This window comes from Limnohabitans parvus II-B4, from assembly GCF_003063455.1.
Classification (GTDB): domain Bacteria; phylum Pseudomonadota; class Gammaproteobacteria; order Burkholderiales; family Burkholderiaceae_C; genus Limnohabitans_A; species Limnohabitans_A parvus.
On the sequence record NZ_NESN01000002.1, the window covers coordinates 487,669 to 505,805 of the forward strand.

Genomic DNA, 18,137 nt, shown 5'->3' on the forward strand with positions numbered 1-18,137 from the left:
ATGTCCCTTTCAGACAAGCCCTCATGGGTTTGTCGAAGCATAGTTCAAAACAAACCGCACAACATGACACAGATCAAGACCGAGCCTTCAGCCCACAACACCGTGATGGACATCGGTATTGGCGGCATGACCTGCGCTTCGTGCGTAGCACGGGTCGAAAAAGCACTCAGCAAAGCGCCCGGTGTGGCCTCGGCCACGGTCAACCTGGCGACCGAAACAGCACGCATTGTGGTGGCCGATGCTGAGTTGACCGATGCCCGCTTGCGCCGGGTGATCCGCGATGCCGGGTACGAGCCCCGTTCAGTGGAAGCGGCCGAGGCGCAGGCCAACAACAACTCGCCCTGGACAGGTTTTGCGCCCGTGGCGGTCGGTTTGGTGCTGTCAGCGCCCTTGGTACTGCCCATGCTGGGTGATCTGTGGGGCCAGCATTGGATGCTGCCCGCCTGGGTGCAATTTGCGCTGGCCACGCCAGTGCAGTTCATTTTGGGCGCTCGTTTTTACAAGGCCGGCTGGCATGCGCTCAAGGCACTCACGGGCAACATGGATTTGTTGGTCTCGCTGGGCACCACGGCCGGCTGGTTGTTGTCGGTGTGGCTGTGGCTGACGGCGCACGAAGGGCATGCGCCGCATTTGTACTTTGAAGGCTCGGCCGTCGTGATCACCTTAGTTTTGCTCGGTAAGTGGCTGGAAGCACGCGCGAAACGCCAGACCACAGAAGCCATTCGGGCCTTGCATGCTTTGCGTCCTGACAAGGCGCACTGGATCAGCGAAGACGGCGAAGTCGATGTGCCGGTGGACGAAATTCTGACGGGCGACCTGATCGTGGTGCGACCGGGCGAGCGCTATCCGCTCGATGGTGAACTGGTTGAAGGCCAGACCCAGGTCGATGAATCCATGCTCACCGGCGAGCCTCTACCAGTGTCCAAAACCGTGGGTGCGCAGCTGACAGGTGGATCGATCAATGGCGATGGTCGCGTGGTGATGCGTGTGACAGCTGTGGGCCACGAAACCGTGCTCTCGCACATCATCCGGCTGGTGGAAGATGCGCAGGCGGCCAAAGCGCCCATCCAGCGCTTGGTCGACAAAGTGGCCGAGGTGTTTGTGCCGGTGGTCATGTTGATCGCGCTGGCCACGCTGGCGGCGTGGATGTTCATGGGGGCCAACTTTGAAACAGCCCTCATTTACGCCGTGGCTGTGCTGGTGATCGCCTGCCCTTGTGCTTTGGGCTTGGCCACGCCCGTGGCCATCATGGCGGGCACGGGCGTGGCGGCCAAATACGGCATTTTGATCAAGGATGTGCAGGCGCTGGAGATGGCGCACCGCGTGCAAACCGTGGCCTTTGACAAGACCGGCACGCTCACCGTGGGCCAGCCTCGCCTGACGCAGCACGTGGCTGCGCCGGGGCAAGACATTACAGCCGCCCTGAGCTGGGCCGCCAGCGTGCAAAGTGGCAGTGAACACCCCTTGGCCCGTGCCGTGGTGACGGCTGCCAAAGTACAGGGCTTGAACCTGACAACGCCCGCTGAGCTGGCCGCAGTGCCGGGCCGTGGCGTGCAAGCCACCGTCGATGGTCGTCAGTTGTTGTTGGGCAGTTTGCGCTGGTTGCAGCAAGAAGGCATGGACCCCGCGCTGTGGGCGGACGATGTGCCTGCACTGCAGGGACAAGGCGCGACCTTGTCGGCGCTGGCAGAACGCACCGCCACCGGTGTGCAAGGGCTGTTGCTCATGGCCTTTGGTGACGAGCCCAAGGCGGGCGCTGCCGAGGCGTTGACAGCCTTGCGCGAACGTGGCTTGAAGCTGGTGATGATCTCGGGCGACAACCAGGCCGCCGCCGAAGCCATGGCGCGTCGTTTGGGCTTGCGCCCTGAAGACGGCGAAGTGCTGGCCGATGTGTTGCCGGGCGACAAGGCCGCTCAAGTGCAAAAACTGCGCGAGGGCGGGCGCATTGTGGCCATGGTGGGCGATGGGGTGAACGATGCCCCGGCCCTCGCTGCCGCCGATGTGGGCATGGCCATGGGCAACGGCACCGACGTGGCCATGCACGCGGCGGGCATCACCCTCATGCGCGGTGATGTGGCGCTGGTGGGCGCAGCGCTCGACATTTCGGCCCGCACCGTGGCCAAGATCCGGCAAAACCTGTTCTGGGCCTTTGCCTACAACGTGGCGGGCATTCCGCTGGCCGCTTTAGGCTACCTCAACCCGGTCATTGCCGGTGGTGCCATGGCGCTCAGCTCGGTCAGCGTGATGAGCAACGCCTTGCTGCTCAAGCGCTGGAAGCCCTGAGCAAGAGACCGCGCTGAACCCTGGCTTGACTTTGTGGGCGGCCGCCCCCGCGGCCGAATGTCAGCAAAGCCAAATCACCCATTCTTGACATGCGTCATGGTGCGTTGGGGCACAAACCGGCAAACTGAAACCCTTCAGAACCCGGAGTTTGTTTTCATGACACAGCACAGCGCGCTTCAAATCATCCGCGACGAACACGCCTCATTGGCGGCCATGCTCCAGTCCATGCGCATGATGGTCCAACGCGGCCCTGCAGAAGACCGGCGCAACTTCTTTGACGTACTGCGGGCCATGTTGTTCTACATCGACGAATTTCCAGAGCGCTTGCACCACCCCAAAGAATCGAACCTCTTGTTTCCCAAAGTCGTGAAGTTGGCGCCCAAGGTGATGGGGGCCATCGACAAGCTGGAGCGTGATCACCTGAGCAGCGAAAAAGCCGCTCGTGACATGCAGCACCTGCTGCTGGCCTGGGAGTTGTTGGGTGCTGGCCGACGCCAGGCATTTGAAGAAGCTTTTGAAAAATACGTCAACTTCTATTTAGAGCACATGAACCTGGAAGAAACCGTGATCTTGCCCGAGGCAGAGCGGTGCTTTTCAGCAGACGATTGGCGTGTGCTGGATGTGGCGTTTGCAGAAAACGCCGATCCGCTCACAGGCCATTACCCGCCTGCTCAGGAATTTGAAAAACTGTTCAGCTTGATCGTGACCCGAGCACCTTCACCTATTGGTCTGGGTTGATGCCGTGGCGTAAGCCTCAGGACTGTGGCAAACGCGGGTAATCGGTATAGCCCGCTTCGTCGCCACCGTAAAAGGTTTTGCGGTCAGGGGTGTTGAATGGACCGCCTTGTCGCAGCCGAGCGCCCAGATCCGGGTTGGCCATGAAGGGGCGACCAAACGCCACCAGATCAGCGCCTTGCGCCAGCGCTTGCTCGGCCAAGGGCAGATCGTAGCCATTGTTGAGCATCCAGGCACCCTGCCCCTTGGCCGTGGTGTAAACCTGGCGCAGCGCGGCGTAATCAAAAGCCTGTTCCCCTTGCTGGTGGTCGCGAGGCCCACCGGTCGAGCCTTCGATCACGTGCACATAGGCCAGCCCCATCGGGCCCAGCAAACGGGCCACGTGCTCAAACAAGGGCTGTGGCTGGTCGTCACTGGCATCGTTGGCGGGGGTGACGGGCGAGATGCGAATGCCTGTGCGGTCTCCGCCAATTTCGGCCACCACGGCACTCATGACGTCGTTCAGAAAACGGGCGCGATTTTCGATGGAGCCCCCATAGGCATCGTTGCGTTGGTTGCTGCCCGTGCGCAAAAACTGGTCGATCAGGTAACCGTTGGCCGCGTGCACTTCCACACCGTCAAATCCGGCTGCAATGGCGTTGGCGGCGGCGCGGCGGTAGTCCTCCACGATGCCTGGCAACTCCGCCGTGTCCAGTGCACGGGGCGCGGATGTGTCCATGAATTGGGCTTGGCCATCGACCAGGAGCACTGTTTTGGTTTTGGCTGTGATGGCAGAGGGGGCCACAGGTGCCGCACCCCCTGGCTGCAAGCTGGTGTGTGACACACGACCCACATGCCACAACTGCATGACGATCTTTCCACCCTCGGCGTGCACAGCGTCTGTGACCTGCTTCCAAGAGGCGACTTGCGCATCGCTCCAGATGCCCGGCACATCGGCATAGCCTTGGCCTTGGTGGCTGATGGCCGTGGCCTCGGTGATGATGAGCCCCGCACCTGTGACCGGGTTGGCGCGTTGGCGGTAATAGGTGGCCATGCGCGCGTTGGCCAGTGCGCCGGGTGCGCGGTTGCGGGTGAGTGGGGCCATCACGATGCGTGAGGCCAGGTGCATGGCACCGACTTGGCCGGGGTCAAACAAAGAGGTCATGTGTGTGATTCAAAAAGAAAGGAAATCGGCGGGGTTCGGTTCAGTGAGCGTAATCCGGGCTCTCGCGTTGCAGTTTGCGCAGCAACGACGGCCAGACAAACGCACCGCCCAGGCCCCCGGTTTGCACGCGTGAGGCATGGGCCACGCCATCCAGGATTTTGGGGTTCACGGCTGTGAGTTCTTTGGGTCCAGCCTGCCCTGCCAGCGCATCCACCTGGATGCGGCAAGTGTTTTCAAACGTGTACATCGACAAGAACGCGTCGGCAATGGTCTTGCCCACCGTCAACAGGCCGTGGTTGCGCAGCATCAGGTAATTGGCTTCGCCCAGATCGGCTTGCAGTCGCGCCTTTTCGTCGTCGCGGATCGCCACACCTTCGTAGCCGTGGTAGGCCAGCGAAGCCAGCACAAAGGTGCTTTGCTGGCTGATGGGCAACACGCCGTGCGCCTGTGCACTCACGGCTACGCCTGCCCGGGTGTGGGTGTGCAGCACACAACCGGCATCCGGCCTGACTTCGTGCACCGCGCTGTGGATCACAAAGCCTGCCGGGTTGACCGGGAACGGGCTGTCATGCAACTTGTTGCACTGCATGTCCACCTTGACCAGGCTGGAGGCGGTGATCTCGTCAAACATCAGGCCATAAGGGTTGATCAGGAACTGGTGCGCATCGCCCGCCACCGAGTGCGGCAGCTTGGCGCTGATGTGGGTGAACACCAGGTCGCTCCAGCCATACAGCGCCACCAATCGGTAACACGCCGCCAGGTCCACCCGCAACTGCCATTCGTCAGGGTGCACACTGTCTTTGAGGGATGGGATGTCAAACGCCATGAACAGACTCCGGGTAAAAAATGAACCGCCAGCTTAACGACCTGGGCGTCAGGGTGATGACGTCTTGGAGACTAAGGCACGCCCAAACTTGTCAAGGACGACCCAGGCAAAGACGCAGCATCAATCCGGTCGTGTCAAAGTCTCTAGCCGCATCAGATAGCTGCGGGCAAACAGCCCGCCATCGTCTTGAGGGCCGCACATCTCCAGCGAGGCTTGCAGTTGCCCGCACACGGCCGGACGCTCCGCTTGGCCAAAAATCTTGCACTGCAGCTGCTCGTCCAGCTGCACACAGGGCACGCCTGCGGGTTTGCCTTGGGGCATGCCCGGGATGGCTGACGAGATGGAGGGCGCGGTGCAGCAGGCGGCGCAGCCCGGTCGGCACGACAAACTCATCGGGGCCAAAGCGCCCACAGTTGAAGGCCTTGGTTGATTCGCCCAGCAAACTCTCCGGCGGCTTTGCCCGAACCTGCGTAATAGTCGGCGCGCACGGCCCCCACAATCGCGCTGCCGGTGTCTTGCGCCATGACCAGTTTGTCCAGTGTGACTTGAGGCCCCTTTGACATCAGCCAGACAGGCGTGCCATAGGGGATGCTGTTGCGATCAATGGCCACCGAGCGGCCAGCGGTCAGAGGAACGTTTTGCGCGCCTTTGGGTCCAGGAGGCGTTTGGCCTGCAGGCAGTTTTTCTTCTTTGAAAAAGATGAATCGGGGGTTTTTCCAGAGCAGCTCGTTCACACGCGAGGGGTTGCGGTCCATCCAGTCCTTGATGCCGGGCCATGAGGCGTCTTTCAGCAAGCCTTGTTGCAAAAGCCAGCTGCCGATGCTTTTGTAGGGGTGTTCGTTGGATGCGGCAAAGGCCATGCGCAACGTGCGTTGGCTGCCATCGGGCTCGGTGACGTTGACCAAGCCGGAGCCCTGAATGTGCAGGATCATGGCGTCAATCGGGTCGGCCAGGTAGACCAGTTCTTTGCCGCGCAAAGCGTTGCGTGCTGCGGATTGGGTCTCGATTTCCTGGCGGGTGAACCAAGGACTGTTCTTGTTCATGCCCGAAGGGGGTGCATACAGCGGTATGTTGAAACCGGAACGCGGCAGCCTGGAGGCTTCAAAACGGGGCTCGTAATAGGCGGTCAATTTGCCTTGTGATTGGCCCTCATGCGACTCTACGCGGTAAGGCTGCAAATTCTCCCGAATCCAGCGGCGTTGTTCTTGGGCTGACGCATTGGCCAGTTGACGGATATTGGGGCACAGTGCTGCCCAGGGTTTGGCAGGGCGCGAGCAGCTTTGCAGCCAGGCAGGCCAGGCTTCGTGCAGCGCATCCGCTTCCAGTCCGGGCAAATCCGACCAGTGCACGGGTACCCAACGGCTTTTTGCCTGCATGATGGTGGCGGGCAAAGGCCTTTGATCGGCCACGGGTGATGTGGGTGATGGGCTTGGCTGAGAGGGCTCATCCAGTACCGGCGCAACCGAGCAGCCGACCAAGCTCCCTACAATCGCGGCCAGCGCCGCACCGGAACGTATCCGGCCAAGCCAAAGAAACGGAAATTGATTCATGGTCCTTATTTTGCTGGAAGCTTTGCTGGCCTTGGTCGTCTTCGTCGGGATCGTGTGGTGGACCATGTTTTCCGGGCGATCCAAGGGGGAGTTGTCGCAGCCCGAAAAATCCGACCCAGACGACAAGGCCCCTTGACCTGGCAGGTCAGTCGAGCAGGGTTGCTGCACCTTCAAAACGCTGGGCGTAATAACGGTTGGTCAGTTGGTCCATGCGCACGCCGGTTCGCGGGTTGCTGGCATGCACAAAGCGGCCGTCGCCGACATAAATGCCCACATGCGAATGGCGAGCCCCCAAGGTGTTGAAAAACACCAGATCACCGGGCTGCAGGCGCGAGCGGTCGATGGGGCGCGACTTTTGGCCCAGATCGGCCGAAGAGCCCTTCACCGGCAAGCCTGCCGCTTCGCGGTAAACATGTGAAACCAGCCCTGAACAATCAAACCCGGTGGCAGGGCCGCGGCCACCCCAGGCATAAGGGGTGTCCAGCAAGGACAAGGCAAACAAGGTCAGGTCGTTGCGCCTGGGGTGATAAGGGGTGTTGCCCTGCGTCCGTTGATCCGCTTGCGGTCTTGGTGTGCTGGGCGGCAAGTCTGGTGCATCAGAAACCGGGCCGGTAGAGCCGCAGCCAGTCAAAGCCGCAGCAAGAACCACGGTCAGGGCGGTGGCTGCGAGCCGCGTGAATCTGTGAGTCATCCGTGTGGCTTGGTTCATGTCAAGGTCCGCATCAGGTTGGCCAGTTCGACGGCTGATTTGACTTCCATCTTGTCGAACACGCGTGAGCGGTGCACCTCGACCGTGCGCACGCTGATGTCCAGCTGGTCGGCGATCAGTTTGTTGGGCAGGCCTTCGACCACCAAGCGCATCACGTCGCGTTCGCGGTCGGTCAGCTCGCCCAGACGCGATTGCAAAAAGTCTTGTTGCGTGCGTGCCATCAAGCGCTGCTGCGAGAGCAGCAAAGCTTGTTCCACGCGGTCCACCAAGGCGTTGTCAGAAAACGGTTTTTCACAAAAGTCAAAAGCGCCGCGCTTGACGCTGTCCACCGCCGTGGGCACGTCGGCATGCCCGGTCAAGAAAATCACGGGCCAGGCTTGGGCGATGCCGCTGGCCTGCAGTTGCTCAAACAAGACCAAACCGCTCATGCCAGGCATGCGCACATCCAGCAAAATGCATGCGGCTTGTTGGGGTAACAGTGATGCTTGAGATGTGCGCCCGAGCATGTCCAGAAATGCTTCGGCGCTGTCGTAGGATTCGCTCAACAAGCGCCGCGTGCGCAGCAACCACGCCATGCCTTCGCGCACGCCAATGTCGTCGTCAACGATGTAGACCATGCTGTCAAAAGGTGGGTGCATGGCGGGATTTTAGAGGGTGGATGCGGCGGTGTTGCCGGACGCCGCAGGCAGCGTGAAACGGAAGACGGTGCCTTTGGGCGCATGTGTTTCAAAGGCCAGATGACCGCCGTGTTGTTCGATCACGGTGCGGCACAGGCTTAAGCCCAGGCCCATGCCCTCGGCTTTGGTGGTGAAGAAGGGGTTGAACAGTTGGGTGGCGACATCGGCATCGATGCCTGCGCCGACATCGGTGACCGCGAATTCGACGCCTCCCGGTTCGGTGCTGGATGCACTGTGTTTGACCTGCAAGACCAGCACCCTGTCGTGGCATTGAGGATGGTCCATGGCTTGCATGCCGTTGCGCGCCAGGTTGAGCAAAACCTGTTCGACCATGGTGCGGTCGCACCACACGGAGGGCAGGCGCGCCTCGACCCGAATGTGCACACGCACGTGCAGCTTGCGCGCCTGCAGGTTGACCAGGGGCGATATGGCGTCGAGCAGGGCTTGCGGGGCCACGGCCTCACGGGCCTGGTCGCGGCGCCGCACGAAGTCGTGCACGCTGTTGATGACGCGCCCCGCGCGCTCGGCTTGCTCGGCAATGCGCCGCAGCGCCATGTGCACGTCGGCCAGGGTTTGCGGCTCGGCCTGCGGGTCTTGCAGCAGGTTGAGCGAGCCGTTGGCATAGCTCGAAATGGCTGCCAGGGGCTGGTTCAATTCGTGGCTGAGCAAAGAGGCCATTTCACCCACGGTGGCCAGTCGGGCGGTTGCTTGCAGGCGCTCTTGGCTGGCACGCGAGAGTTCTTCAATCCGTCGTTGCTCGCTGATGTCGAGCACGGCACCCATCCAGCCCGTTTGTTCACCTCGAATGCTGATCAGTGGTGCTTCGATGATCAGCACGGGGAACCGCGTGCCGTCTTGCCGCATGAAGACCGATTCAAAGCCTTCACGCGGTGGGGCGTTGCCTGCCAGACGGATGGCTTGGCGCTGCTGGTATTCGTCCACCATTTCCGGCGGCCAATAAGGCATGGGGGCGTTTTGGCCGACCAGTGCTTCGGCGTCCCAGCCCACCATTTGACAAAAGGCCGGGTTCACATAAGTGATGTGACCTTGCAGGTCGCGTGCCCTCAAGCCGGTGACCAGTGAGTCTTCCATGGCTTTGCGAAAAGCCAGGGCATCGGCCAGGTCGCGTTCGGCTTTGAGGCGTCGTCGGGAATCCTTGGCCAGCAAAACCATCACCGTGATCAGCGCAATCGACATGCCCGTGACCAGTGCAGTGAGCACATTGGGAAACAAGTCAGGCTCACCCCGTCGGCCGTCCATGCGCAGCAACAAGGTGTTGCCGGGCAAGTCCACCAGTTGTTGTGCCGTGAACACCCGCCGTTCCCGGCGCTGGGTGCCCGCGATGGCCAGGCGTGTGCCATCCGGTTCAATAAAGGACAACTCGTTGCGGCGGCCAAACGTGGTGCCCAGCCGCTCTGTCAACATTTCTTGCAGGCTGTAAGTCACCACCGTGTAGCCCGTGAGTTCGCCCGCTTGTGTCATGGGCAGGCACAGCTCCATGACCTCCATGCCCAGGCCATCGGTTTGCGGCAAAAAATAAGTGCTCGAATAGGCGGGGCCATTCAAACGCTTGCCGCGCTGGCAAGCCTGGGTGGCTTCGTTCAGCACGTCCGGGCGTGCGATGCGTTCAAACGCTGGCGCACGCAAGGGCGAGTCGGCAAACGACAGCAAGCGCCATTCCTTGTCGCGCCATTCAAGGCGCAGCCAGTCGCGGTTCTCGCGCAGCAAGCCCAGTGCTTCGGGTTGCCAGGTTGCTGGTGCGAAATGGCCCGACTGCAGCGCCTGCAAGGCCTGCACCTGGCGAGACAAGCTGTTGCGCAGGTCGTTCACGGCATCGGCGGTGTCGCGTTCCAGCTCGGCCTGAACCTGGCTGGCTTCGTAGCGACCTGCCAGCCACACCAGTGTGACCAGCACCGCCAGCACCAAGGCGATCAAGGCCGCCCACAAGGATCGCCTGCCTGAACCCCAGGGCAAGACCTCGTCGAGCTTGGAGCGCAAGCGGACCAGGCTTTTTTGCCATGCTGCACCGATGTGTGAAGCGCCAGGGAGTTTCATGGCACGTCAGGGCGTGGCGTTGGGGGCGCTGGACGTTTTGCTGTCTGCGCCGTTGCTGCTGACTTTGGTCACCCGTGGTTCTGCCCAGCTGCCATCGATCAGGAATTCCTGGGTGTTGGCTTTGGTCAATGGGTTTTGCAGAAAAAGCTGAGCCAAAAATGCCGTCAGCCCAATCACCGGGTTGAGAGCGATGCCCGCCACCAAAGAAGCGGTGCCTGCATCCAGCGCCGGCAAAATCACCACCCGCAGCTTTTGGGTTTCATGGGCGATGTCGGCCGAGCCGTCGAGTTGCACCAAGGCATTCACCCCTTTGATTTGCATGTTGCGCGTGGTGGCGATGCCCTGTGTGATGGTCACGTCGCCGCGCACCGAGTCAAAGGCGAAACCTTCATAAAACACATCGCGGAAGTCGAGCAGCAGCCGCCGCGGCAAGGCTTGCAAGCTCAACACCCCCAGCAGCTTGGCGGCACCGGCATCCGCTTTGAGGAATTGGCCGCGTCCCATCTTGACGCCGAACTGCCCTGACATGCTGGGGTAATGCAAAGCCATGGGGGAGCCTTGCCAACTCACGGTGCCTTCGAGTTGCCCTGTGCCGCCGCGCAGGGCGTTGGGTGTGCCCAGGCGTGTCAACAATGCACCTGCATCGGTCACGTCCAGCTTGAAGTTCATTTCGGTTTTGCGTTGGTGCCCTCCTTCGCCTGCCGTCAGCCAGCGGCCTGTGCTGCGCAGTGTGGCTTCGGGCACAGTGAGGTTGAACTTGTTCAATTGCCATTCGGGTGCACTTTTGACGCGCGATTTTTGTTGTTCCGTGTTGACGGCTTCGATCTCAATGCGACCGAGGTTTTTGCCGCGCAGCTCCAGTTGTTCGACCACGATGTCCAGAGAGGGCAAGTTGGCGGGTGGGGCTTCGAGCAGGCCTTCGACTTCGGCGACGCTGGAAGGCGGCAAATTGAGCCGGGACAAGCGCGCAAACAGGTGTCCCAATTGTTCACGCGAGGGCTGGCGATAGACCACATGACCGCTCAGCTCGCGCGCGTCCACGTTCACGCGCCAGGTGAGGTCTTCGCGAACCCCACCTGCGACCACCTGGTGCAAGGTGCGCCCATCGGCGGTGATGGTGTTGGCCTGCAAGCCCAAACGTGTGGGCAAATAGGCTCGCCAGGCGGTTTTTCCGGTGCCGGATTTTTCTTCGCCGGACAAGAGGCTGGCGGGCAGCAGGTTTTCCCAGTCGTTGACCGAAAAACGGTCCAGCGCCACCGTGGCCGAAACCCCTGTGGCGGGCAAGGCCGGGGCCTGTGTGCCCAGGCTCAGGCTGCCGCGCAGCACGACAGGTTCGGCACCGCTCAGGTCGCGTACATAGTTGGCCGAAGCCACGCTGCCCCATTCGAATTGCAGTTGGTCTTGCAAGACGCCGCTTTGGTTTTGCACGCGCACGCGCAAGGACAAGGGCACTCGGGCGGCGGCGGTCTTGCCCAAGGGCGATGGCAACTGCAGTGCCAGGCCTTCCAATGGGCTTTGCACAGACCATTCGGGTTGACCTTGTCGCCAGCCCAACTGCGCACTGTAAGTGGTGGCACCACTGGCGTATTGGGCCAGTTCGTTGAGCGGCGCGAACTCTTTGGCTTGGCGCAGACCCTCAGCGGTGATTTGACCTTGTGCACGCAATTGCATGCCGGTTTCAGCCACTGTCGCAGGTGATGTGCGCAGGCCGCCTTCGATGCGAACGGGGCCCCCCAACACACGGGCCTGCATGGTGCCCAGGGTGAAACCTGTTTCTGTGAACTGGACTGTGCCCTGGGCTTTTTCCAGCAAGGGCGTGGCGGGGGACATGCGCAGGTCGTTGCCGGCCAGCACCACCGTGCCTTGCACTTTGGTGTTTTGAGGGGTCAGCAGGGGAATGGTCAGTTTGAACCGGGTCTGGACGGTTCCTGTGGCCTGGGTTTGACGCAGTGCGCCCGACAGCAGCGCATCCAGTGGCGATTTTTGAACCAGTGTCAGCACCTGCGTGGCGGAGGCCTTGTTGTCAGCCGAAACGTTCAGAACGGCCTGGTGGGCCATGTCTGCGATGTCTGCTTGCCCGGCGGTCAAACTGAGTCCGGTGCGGGCGTCGCCTGCGCGTGCCGAAGCATCGGTCAGTTTCATGCCCAAGCGGTCAAACACCAGCAGCCCGTTCAACTTGTACAAACGGGGCCAGGGCAGGCTCTTGGGGGGCAATAAGGCAGCAGGCAGGTAGTCCAGTTCGATATCCCGCAGGCGTCCGGCAAAGCGGAATTCACCTTCTTTGGGGTCTGCAAACGGCAGGCGCGCCAGATCACCCTTGAGTTTGACCTGCACATCCGAATAAACCCCTTTGACCACGGCATCGCGCACATATTGGCGCACGTTGACGGGCAGCGTGACGGGCAGGTAGCGGTGTGCACGAGATGCATCGATTTGTTTGATTTGCCCTTGCAGATCCAGCGTGCCGGGACCATTGCCATTGGCCGCTGCTTGCCATTTTCCTTGCCACTCGCCTTGCAAGTCAGCGTTGGCCAATTTCAGTTTCCATTGCGGCACGCGCCATTGACCGGCTTCGCGTTTGAAGGTGGCCTCGGCGAGCAATGACTGCACACGCACCTCGGCATCGTCCAGAATGCCGGGCAGAAACACCGCCCCGTCCGATCCCATGCTCACGGTCACCTGGCCACCGTCTTGTGTCATCGACACTTTGGCCTGTGCGCCTTGCAGGCCGGGGCGCTGCGGTGTCTTGTCGTTGACCTTCAGTGTGGGAGGGGGCAGGCTCAGGCCTTCCAGTGTGACTTGGCCGTCATAGCGCTCGGGTGATTGCCAATCGCCTTGCCAGCGCCACTTCAAAGCGCCCACTTGGCCGCTGATGTCTTGTTGCTGCAGGCGCTCGTGCAATCCTGCTGGCAAAGGCATGCGCAGTGCGACTTCGCGCAGTGCAAACAAATCCAGATGGTCCGCCTGGATCTGGCCGCGTGCCGGGTTTTTGCCTTCCGGGTGGGTGTATTCCAGCGACACGTTGCCGCCGGGCCAGGCCACGCCATTGGCGCTTACAAAGGCCAGGTGTTGGGTCGATACTTCAAAGCCCAATGCACTGACCCGTGCACCGAGGCGCCCCGACAAGCGTTCCAAAACCAGCGCTTGCGCATCGGATGCCCATGTGGTTTGGAGTCCGGTCAGGTTCACATCGGCAAGGCCCCCTGTCCACTGTCCCCGGGCGACATCGCTCCACAAGCGCAGGCTCCCGGTGCCTGTGGCGATGTCAACCCCCAAGGGCACATGTTGGCCCAATTGCGCCACATCCACTTCGGGGAAGTGGGCATAAACCTGGCCTGTCCAGTCTGCCCATTGACCGGGGTGGATGGACAAGAGGCTGCGCCGAAAACGCCCCATGCCGACAAAACGCGAGCCCCACTCTTGCGGGGGGGTGGCGTCCAATCGCACATCGTGGTGTCTGGCCGAGTTGCGCAGCACCAAGTCAACATCACGCAGGGCGAGCGCGACCGGTGGCGTGTGGGCGTTGGTTGGTGGTGTTGAGGTTTTCTGCGTCAATGGCGACAGCAGGCCAGGCAGTGGTTGATGCGGGCGGTGTTCGTTGGTCCAGCGCACGGTGCCGCCCCGAACGATGACTTCGCGCTGCGAGAACAACCAATCGGCGGCTGCCCCGTCGCTGCGGGTGTTGGGCGCCCAATCCAGGCCCGCCACGCGCCATGCGCCTTCGGCGGTCAAGCGGATGTCGAGCTCCGGCGCGTCCAGCACGAGCTGTTCCAGCTTCAGTGCCAAGGCGGATTGCACGCTGATGGCGATCACCACCTTGGGCAAGTGCAGGCCAGGTTGGCCTTCCCGGTCCAGCAACTCGATGTTGCGCAGCTCAAAGGAGGGTGCCCAACCTGTGGATTCTGCAGAAATCTGACCAATCCGAACCGGAACCCCGATGCTTTGCTGGGCCAAGCGTTCCAGCGCGGGACGGTAATCACCGATTCGCGGCACAATCCAAAAATGCAGGGTACCCCAGGCCATGCCCAGCAAAACGCCCAAGACAAGCAACACCCATGCGATGGCCCGTATGACATGGGACAGCGCAAGGCTCAGGCGGGGAAAAGTGGGCAAAGACGGTACAAACATTTGAATCAGAAAGTCAGCAGGAATTATGACCCGCAGCCAGCCCATGGACGATGCCCCCATCTCAAAAGCGCCAAGTCCTGTTAATTTGACCTTGTATTCACGTTTTGTGCAGCGTTTGCACCGTCGTTACGCCGATGTTTTGCCCCTGTTGGCCCCGGGTGCCCCGACGCGCGACAGCCTGAACGCCGCTTTTGCGGCCCTGCAAAGCACGGGCCTGGACACAGGCGCAGCCCTGCGCGTGTTGCGTCAGCTCACGCTGGAGCGTCTGGCGCAGCTGGACTGCACAGACCAAGCCCCTTTGGCGGTGGTGACCCATGCCATGACCTGGCTGGCCGAAGTCACGCTCGACATCGCCTGGCAGCAGGTCATGGCCGATCTGGACGTTTTGCACGGTCAGCCCTTGACCCTCAGCGGCCAACGGGCCGAGATGTGGGTCATCGGCATGGGCAAGCTGGGCGCCCGCGAGTTGAATGTCTCTAGCGACATTGACCTGATCTACGTCTACGACCAGGACGGTGAAACGCTGGGCAACAGCGAAGGCCGCAACAAGGTCTCTTGTCAGGAATATTTCACCCGCGCCGTCAAGCGCATGTATGCCCTGATTGGCGACACCACCGAACACGGTTTTGTGTTCCGGGTGGATCTGGCCCTTCGGCCCAACGGCAATTCGGGGCCCAGTGTCGTCTCGCTCGATGCGCTCGAAGAATATTTGCTGGTGCAGGGCCGCGAATGGGAGCGCTTTGCCTGGATGAAAAGCCGCGTGGTCGCGCCCCGCAGCGCGGTGGTCAATGGCTCGGCCCAGGCCTTGCGTGCGGTGGTGCTGCCGTTTGTGTTTCGCCGTTACCTTGACTACAACGTGTTCGAGTCGCTGCGCACGCTGCACCAGCAAATTCGCGACCACGCCGCCAAACGCAGCGCGGGCCACCCCGAGCGGGCAAACGACGTCAAGCTGTCGCGTGGCGGCATTCGCGAGATCGAATTCACCGTGCAATTGCTGCAAGTGGTGCGTGGTGGGCAGTTCCCCGAGTTGCGCACGCGCCCTACGCTGGACGCGCTGCAGCGCGTGGCCAAAGCCGGGCTCATGCCGCAGGCCACGGCCGACGCCTTGGGTGCGGCCTATGTCTTCTTGCGTCAAGTCGAGCACCGCATCCAGTACCTGGACGACCAGCAAACCCATGTGCTGCCAACCCGCGACGATGACCTGGCCTGGATGGCCCAGACCCTGGGATACGAAGATGCCTGCGCGTTTTTGACCGACTTGGACGCACACCGTGAGGTGGTGGCGCAAGAGTTCGATACCTTGCTGGGCGGCGATCGGGAGTGCAAAGGCTGCAACGGAAAAAATGGCAAGAACGGTGTCCATGGCCGTGAACATGCCGAACTCGATGCTGTTCTCACCGAGTTTGACGGCGCAGTTCGCGCTCGCTTGGCACAGTGGGGTGACAACCCCCGCGTGCAAGCCCTGCGCGACGATGCCCGAGGCCGCCTGATGCGCCTGTTGCAACGCACGGCCCAATGGCTCAAAGAGGGGCGCATCAGCGAAGTGGCCGTGCTGCGCATGGCCGACTGGATCGAACCCTTGCTGCGCCGCGAAAGCTATCTGGCCCTCATGCTGGAACGCCCTTCCGTGTACGAGCGCTTGCTGCGTCTGCTGGGGGCGGCCAAATGGCCTGCGCGCTATTTGTTGCAACACCCCGGTGTGATCGATGAGCTGGCCGGGGGGAACTTGTTTGACACCCGCTTTGATGCAACCGAATTTGAAGCAGAACTGGAGTCTCGCCGCGTCGCGCTCAAGCGCACGGGCGAAGACGACGAAGAAAGTCTTTTGAATTTGCTGCGCCGTGCCCACCATGCGGAGCAATTTCGCACCCTGGCACGCGACGTCGAAGGCGTGCTCAGCGTCGAGCAAGTGGCCGACGACCTGAGTGCGCTGGCCGATGCCGTGCTGCGCGTGACGGCCCGTTGGTGCTGGGACCGCCTGAAGACACGCCACCGCGACGAGCCTGCCATTGCCATCATTGGCTACGGCAAATTGGGCGGCAAAGAGCTGGGCTACGGCAGCGACCTGGACATCGTGTTCGTGTACGACGACGAGGACGAACGCGCCCAGGAAATCTACGCCAGTTATGTGCGCAAAATGATCAACTGGATGACCGTCAAAACCGCCGACGGCGACCTCTACGAAATTGACACTGCGCTGCGTCCCAACGGCAACTCTGGCCTGCTCGTCACCCGATTTGAAGCCTACGCCGACTACCAGCAGCAACGTGGCAGCAACACCGCCTGGACCTGGGAGCACCAGGCCATGACCCGCGCCCGCTTTGTTATGGGCTTGCAAAGCCTAGCGCCGCGTTTTGACGCTGTGCGCCATGCCGTCATCAGCGCCCCGCGCGATGCGGCCAGCCTGAAAGCCGAAATCGTGGCCATGCGCGAACGCGTGCGCCAGGGCCATCCGGTCAAGGCCGACCATTTTGATGTGAAACACAGCCCCGGCGGCATGGTGGATGCCGAATTTGCCATGCAGTACCTGGTGCTGCTGTGCGCCGCTGCACACCCCGAGCTGGCCGACAACGTGGGCAACATCGCCTTGTTGCAACGTGCCGAAAAAGCCGGCTTGTTGCCCACTGGCGCGGGGCAAGCTGCGGCCAATGCTTATCGCGAAATGCGCCGTTTGCAACACCGCGCCCGCCTGAACGAAGAGCCGACCCAGGTGGACCCCGCCACACTGAGCAGCGAGCGCGATGCGGTGCTGGCGGTGTGGCAGTGGGTGATGGGCTGAATCGGTATTTTGACCCGTAGCCCTTGTTTGAAACGCTTGGACATGGCATCTGTGCCGTGATGCTTGTCACCGTCAGCCGCTAAACTCGCCGCACGTCACAGGGACGTGCAGTCAAAAAGAGAAGTGTCATGAAAAAATGCGGTGTTGGACTTGGTTTGTGGGTGGGTGTGTGCATGGGTTGGAGTCATGTGGCTTTGGCCGCGCAAGACAGTCAGCCGACCCTGTCTGCCAAGCCAACTTTGACCGTGACGGTGGCTGCCCCCCAAGTGGCCAACATGGCGCAAAAGATCAGCGCCAACGGCAACCTGGCCGCTTGGCAGGAAGCGGTCGTCGGTACCGAGGCCAATGGCCTGAAGATCACCGAGGTGCGTGTGAATGTGGGTGACCGGGTGCAGCGTGGCGATGTGTTGGCGGTTTTGCAGGCCGACAGCTTGCGTGCCGAGCTGGCGCAGGCCGAAGGCCTGCTGGCCGAAGCTGCGGCCAGCGCCCAAGAAGCCAAGGCCCAGGCCGAACGCGCCCGCAGCCTGCAGCAGCAAGGCTTTTTCAGTGCAGCGCAGCTGAGCCAGGCGGTGGCCGCTGAGGCCTCTTCTGTGGCCCGAGTGCAGTCCGCTCGCGCTTTGGTGCAGCTGCAAAACGTGCGCCTGTCGCAAACCCAGGTGCGTGCGCCCGATGCGGGCGTGATCTCAGCCCGGCAGGCCACCGTGGGCAGCGTGGTGGGCGCAGGCACCGAGTTGTTCAGGTTGATTCGCCAGGGCCGCATCGAGTGGCGGGCTGAAGTGACCGCTGCCGAGATTGGCCGCATCCAGGTGGGGGCACCTGTGCAGATCAAAGCGGCCAGTGGCCAGCTGCTGCAAGGCAAGGTGCGCATGGTCGCGCCCTCGGTCGATGCGCAAACCCGCAACGCACTGGTCTACGTCGATTTGCCCGCACAGACAGGCAGCGCACGCGCAGGCATGTACGCCCAAGGTGAGATCGCGCTGGGCCAAAGCCAGGCGCTCACCGTGCCGCAAACGGCGGTGGTGGTGCGCGATGGTTTCAGCTATGTCTATACCGTGGGCACAGACCAAAAAGTCAGCCAGCTCAAGGTGCAAACCGGCCGCCAAAGCGCAGGCCGCGTGGAGGTGACGAGCGGCCTGAAAGGCGATGCCCGCGTGGTGGCCAGTGGTGGTGCGTTTTTGAACCACGGCGACACGGTGCGCGTGGTGGACGCCCCAGCGCCTCAAGCAGCCCCGGCCACCAAATAAAGGGACG

At 61.9% G+C, this 18,137-nt stretch carries 13 protein-coding genes; 5 read left to right on the forward strand and 8 right to left on the reverse strand.

The features are described 5' to 3' along the window. Positions 1–63 precede the first annotated feature (63 nt). On the forward strand, positions 64–2,283 hold the full coding sequence (locus tag B9Z37_RS07075; RefSeq protein WP_108312277.1) for a heavy metal translocating P-type ATPase: 2,220 nt from the start codon (positions 64–66) through the stop codon (positions 2,281–2,283). Positions 2,284–2,439: 156 nt separating this feature from the next. Continuing rightward, the gene (locus B9Z37_RS07080; protein WP_167394338.1) at positions 2,440–3,021 is read left to right on the forward strand and encodes a hemerythrin domain-containing protein; all 582 of its coding nucleotides are present in this window, start codon (positions 2,440–2,442) and stop codon (positions 3,019–3,021) included. A gap of 16 nt (positions 3,022–3,037) precedes the next feature. Here the strand turns inward: B9Z37_RS07080 and B9Z37_RS07085 are convergent, their stop codons facing one another. The 4 genes from B9Z37_RS07085 to mltA form a co-directional block, all read right to left on the reverse strand. Continuing rightward, a complete protein-coding gene (locus B9Z37_RS07085; protein ID WP_108312279.1) occupies positions 3,038–4,162 on the reverse strand; it encodes an alkene reductase in 1,125 nt (374 codons plus the stop codon). A 40-nt stretch (positions 4,163–4,202) separates the two neighbouring features. Continuing rightward, positions 4,203–4,988, reverse strand: a complete 786-nt coding sequence (locus B9Z37_RS07090) for a class II aldolase/adducin family protein (protein ID WP_108312280.1) — start codon at positions 4,986–4,988, stop codon at positions 4,203–4,205. A 120-nt stretch (positions 4,989–5,108) separates the two neighbouring features. Continuing rightward, entirely contained in the window at positions 5,109–5,381 is a 273-nt protein-coding gene (locus tag B9Z37_RS07095) for a YkgJ family cysteine cluster protein (protein WP_108312281.1), read from the reverse strand. Then, positions 5,378–6,364: a murein transglycosylase A gene (gene mltA / locus B9Z37_RS07100; protein ID WP_338066582.1), complete on the reverse strand. Its 987-nt coding sequence runs from the start codon at positions 6,362–6,364 to the stop codon at positions 5,378–5,380. Before mltA ends, B9Z37_RS07095 begins: the two co-directional genes overlap by 4 nt. Positions 6,365–6,536: 172 nt before the next feature. Between mltA and B9Z37_RS14470 the strand changes: the two genes are divergently transcribed. Then, positions 6,537–6,674 carry a hypothetical protein gene (locus tag B9Z37_RS14470; RefSeq protein WP_167394339.1) on the forward strand — a complete coding sequence of 46 codons (138 nt, stop codon included), beginning with the start codon at positions 6,537–6,539 and terminating at the stop codon, positions 6,672–6,674. 9 nt (positions 6,675–6,683) lie between these two features. Here the strand turns inward: B9Z37_RS14470 and B9Z37_RS07105 are convergent, their stop codons facing one another. From B9Z37_RS07105 to B9Z37_RS07120, 4 genes are read right to left on the reverse strand one after another with little or no spacing between them, the layout of a single operon-like run. Further along, complete coding sequence (locus B9Z37_RS07105) at positions 6,684–7,229, reverse strand: C40 family peptidase (protein WP_108312566.1); 546 nt, start codon at positions 7,227–7,229, stop codon at positions 6,684–6,686. A 14-nt stretch (positions 7,230–7,243) separates the two neighbouring features. After that, positions 7,244–7,885, reverse strand: coding sequence for a response regulator transcription factor (locus tag B9Z37_RS07110; protein WP_108312283.1), 642 nt, complete (start codon positions 7,883–7,885; stop codon positions 7,244–7,246). Positions 7,886–7,894: 9 nt separating this feature from the next. Further along, complete coding sequence (locus B9Z37_RS07115) at positions 7,895–9,979, reverse strand: sensor histidine kinase (protein WP_108312284.1); 2,085 nt, start codon at positions 9,977–9,979, stop codon at positions 7,895–7,897. Between the two features lie 6 nt (positions 9,980–9,985). Continuing rightward, positions 9,986–14,107, reverse strand: coding sequence for a YhdP family protein (locus B9Z37_RS07120; RefSeq protein ID WP_108312285.1), 4,122 nt, complete (start codon positions 14,105–14,107; stop codon positions 9,986–9,988). A 25-nt stretch (positions 14,108–14,132) separates the two neighbouring features. Between B9Z37_RS07120 and glnE the strand changes: the two genes are divergently transcribed. Together glnE and B9Z37_RS07130 are read left to right on the forward strand one after the other, a co-directional pair. Continuing rightward, positions 14,133–16,886 carry a bifunctional [glutamate--ammonia ligase]-adenylyl-L-tyrosine phosphorylase/[glutamate--ammonia-ligase] adenylyltransferase gene (gene glnE, locus B9Z37_RS07125; RefSeq protein WP_108312286.1) on the forward strand — a complete coding sequence of 918 codons (2,754 nt, stop codon included), beginning with the start codon at positions 14,133–14,135 and terminating at the stop codon, positions 16,884–16,886. 173 nt (positions 16,887–17,059) lie between these two features. Further along, positions 17,060–18,130 carry an efflux RND transporter periplasmic adaptor subunit gene (locus tag B9Z37_RS07130; RefSeq protein WP_108312287.1) on the forward strand — a complete coding sequence of 357 codons (1,071 nt, stop codon included), beginning with the start codon at positions 17,060–17,062 and terminating at the stop codon, positions 18,128–18,130. Positions 18,131–18,137: the final 7 nt, after the last annotated feature.

Excerpts from the sequence above, each read along its gene's own strand:
- B9Z37_RS07130 (WP_108312287.1), top strand. The coding sequence starts at position 17,060 with ATGGGTTGGAGTCATGTGGCTTTGGCCGCGCAAGACAGTCAGCCGACC.
- mltA (WP_338066582.1), bottom strand. The coding sequence starts at position 6,364 with ATGCAGGCAAAAAGCCGTTGGGTACCCGTGCACTGGTCGGATTTGCCC.
- B9Z37_RS07080 (WP_167394338.1), top strand. The coding sequence starts at position 2,440 with ATGACACAGCACAGCGCGCTTCAAATCATCCGCGACGAACACGCCTCA.
- B9Z37_RS07120 (WP_108312285.1), bottom strand. The coding sequence starts at position 14,107 with ATGTTTGTACCGTCTTTGCCCACTTTTCCCCGCCTGAGCCTTGCGCTG.
- B9Z37_RS07095 (WP_108312281.1), bottom strand. The coding sequence starts at position 5,381 with ATGAGTTTGTCGTGCCGACCGGGCTGCGCCGCCTGCTGCACCGCGCCC.
- glnE (WP_108312286.1), top strand. The coding sequence starts at position 14,133 with ATGACCCGCAGCCAGCCCATGGACGATGCCCCCATCTCAAAAGCGCCA.
- B9Z37_RS07115 (WP_108312284.1), bottom strand. The coding sequence starts at position 9,979 with ATGAAACTCCCTGGCGCTTCACACATCGGTGCAGCATGGCAAAAAAGC.
- B9Z37_RS07090 (WP_108312280.1), bottom strand. The coding sequence starts at position 4,988 with ATGGCGTTTGACATCCCATCCCTCAAAGACAGTGTGCACCCTGACGAA.
- B9Z37_RS07085 (WP_108312279.1), bottom strand. The coding sequence starts at position 4,162 with ATGACCTCTTTGTTTGACCCCGGCCAAGTCGGTGCCATGCACCTGGCC.
- B9Z37_RS07075 (WP_108312277.1), top strand. The coding sequence starts at position 64 with ATGACACAGATCAAGACCGAGCCTTCAGCCCACAACACCGTGATGGAC.
- B9Z37_RS07105 (WP_108312566.1), bottom strand. The coding sequence starts at position 7,229 with ATGACTCACAGATTCACGCGGCTCGCAGCCACCGCCCTGACCGTGGTT.
- B9Z37_RS07110 (WP_108312283.1), bottom strand. The coding sequence starts at position 7,885 with ATGCACCCACCTTTTGACAGCATGGTCTACATCGTTGACGACGACATT.
- B9Z37_RS14470 (WP_167394339.1), top strand. The coding sequence starts at position 6,537 with ATGGTCCTTATTTTGCTGGAAGCTTTGCTGGCCTTGGTCGTCTTCGTC.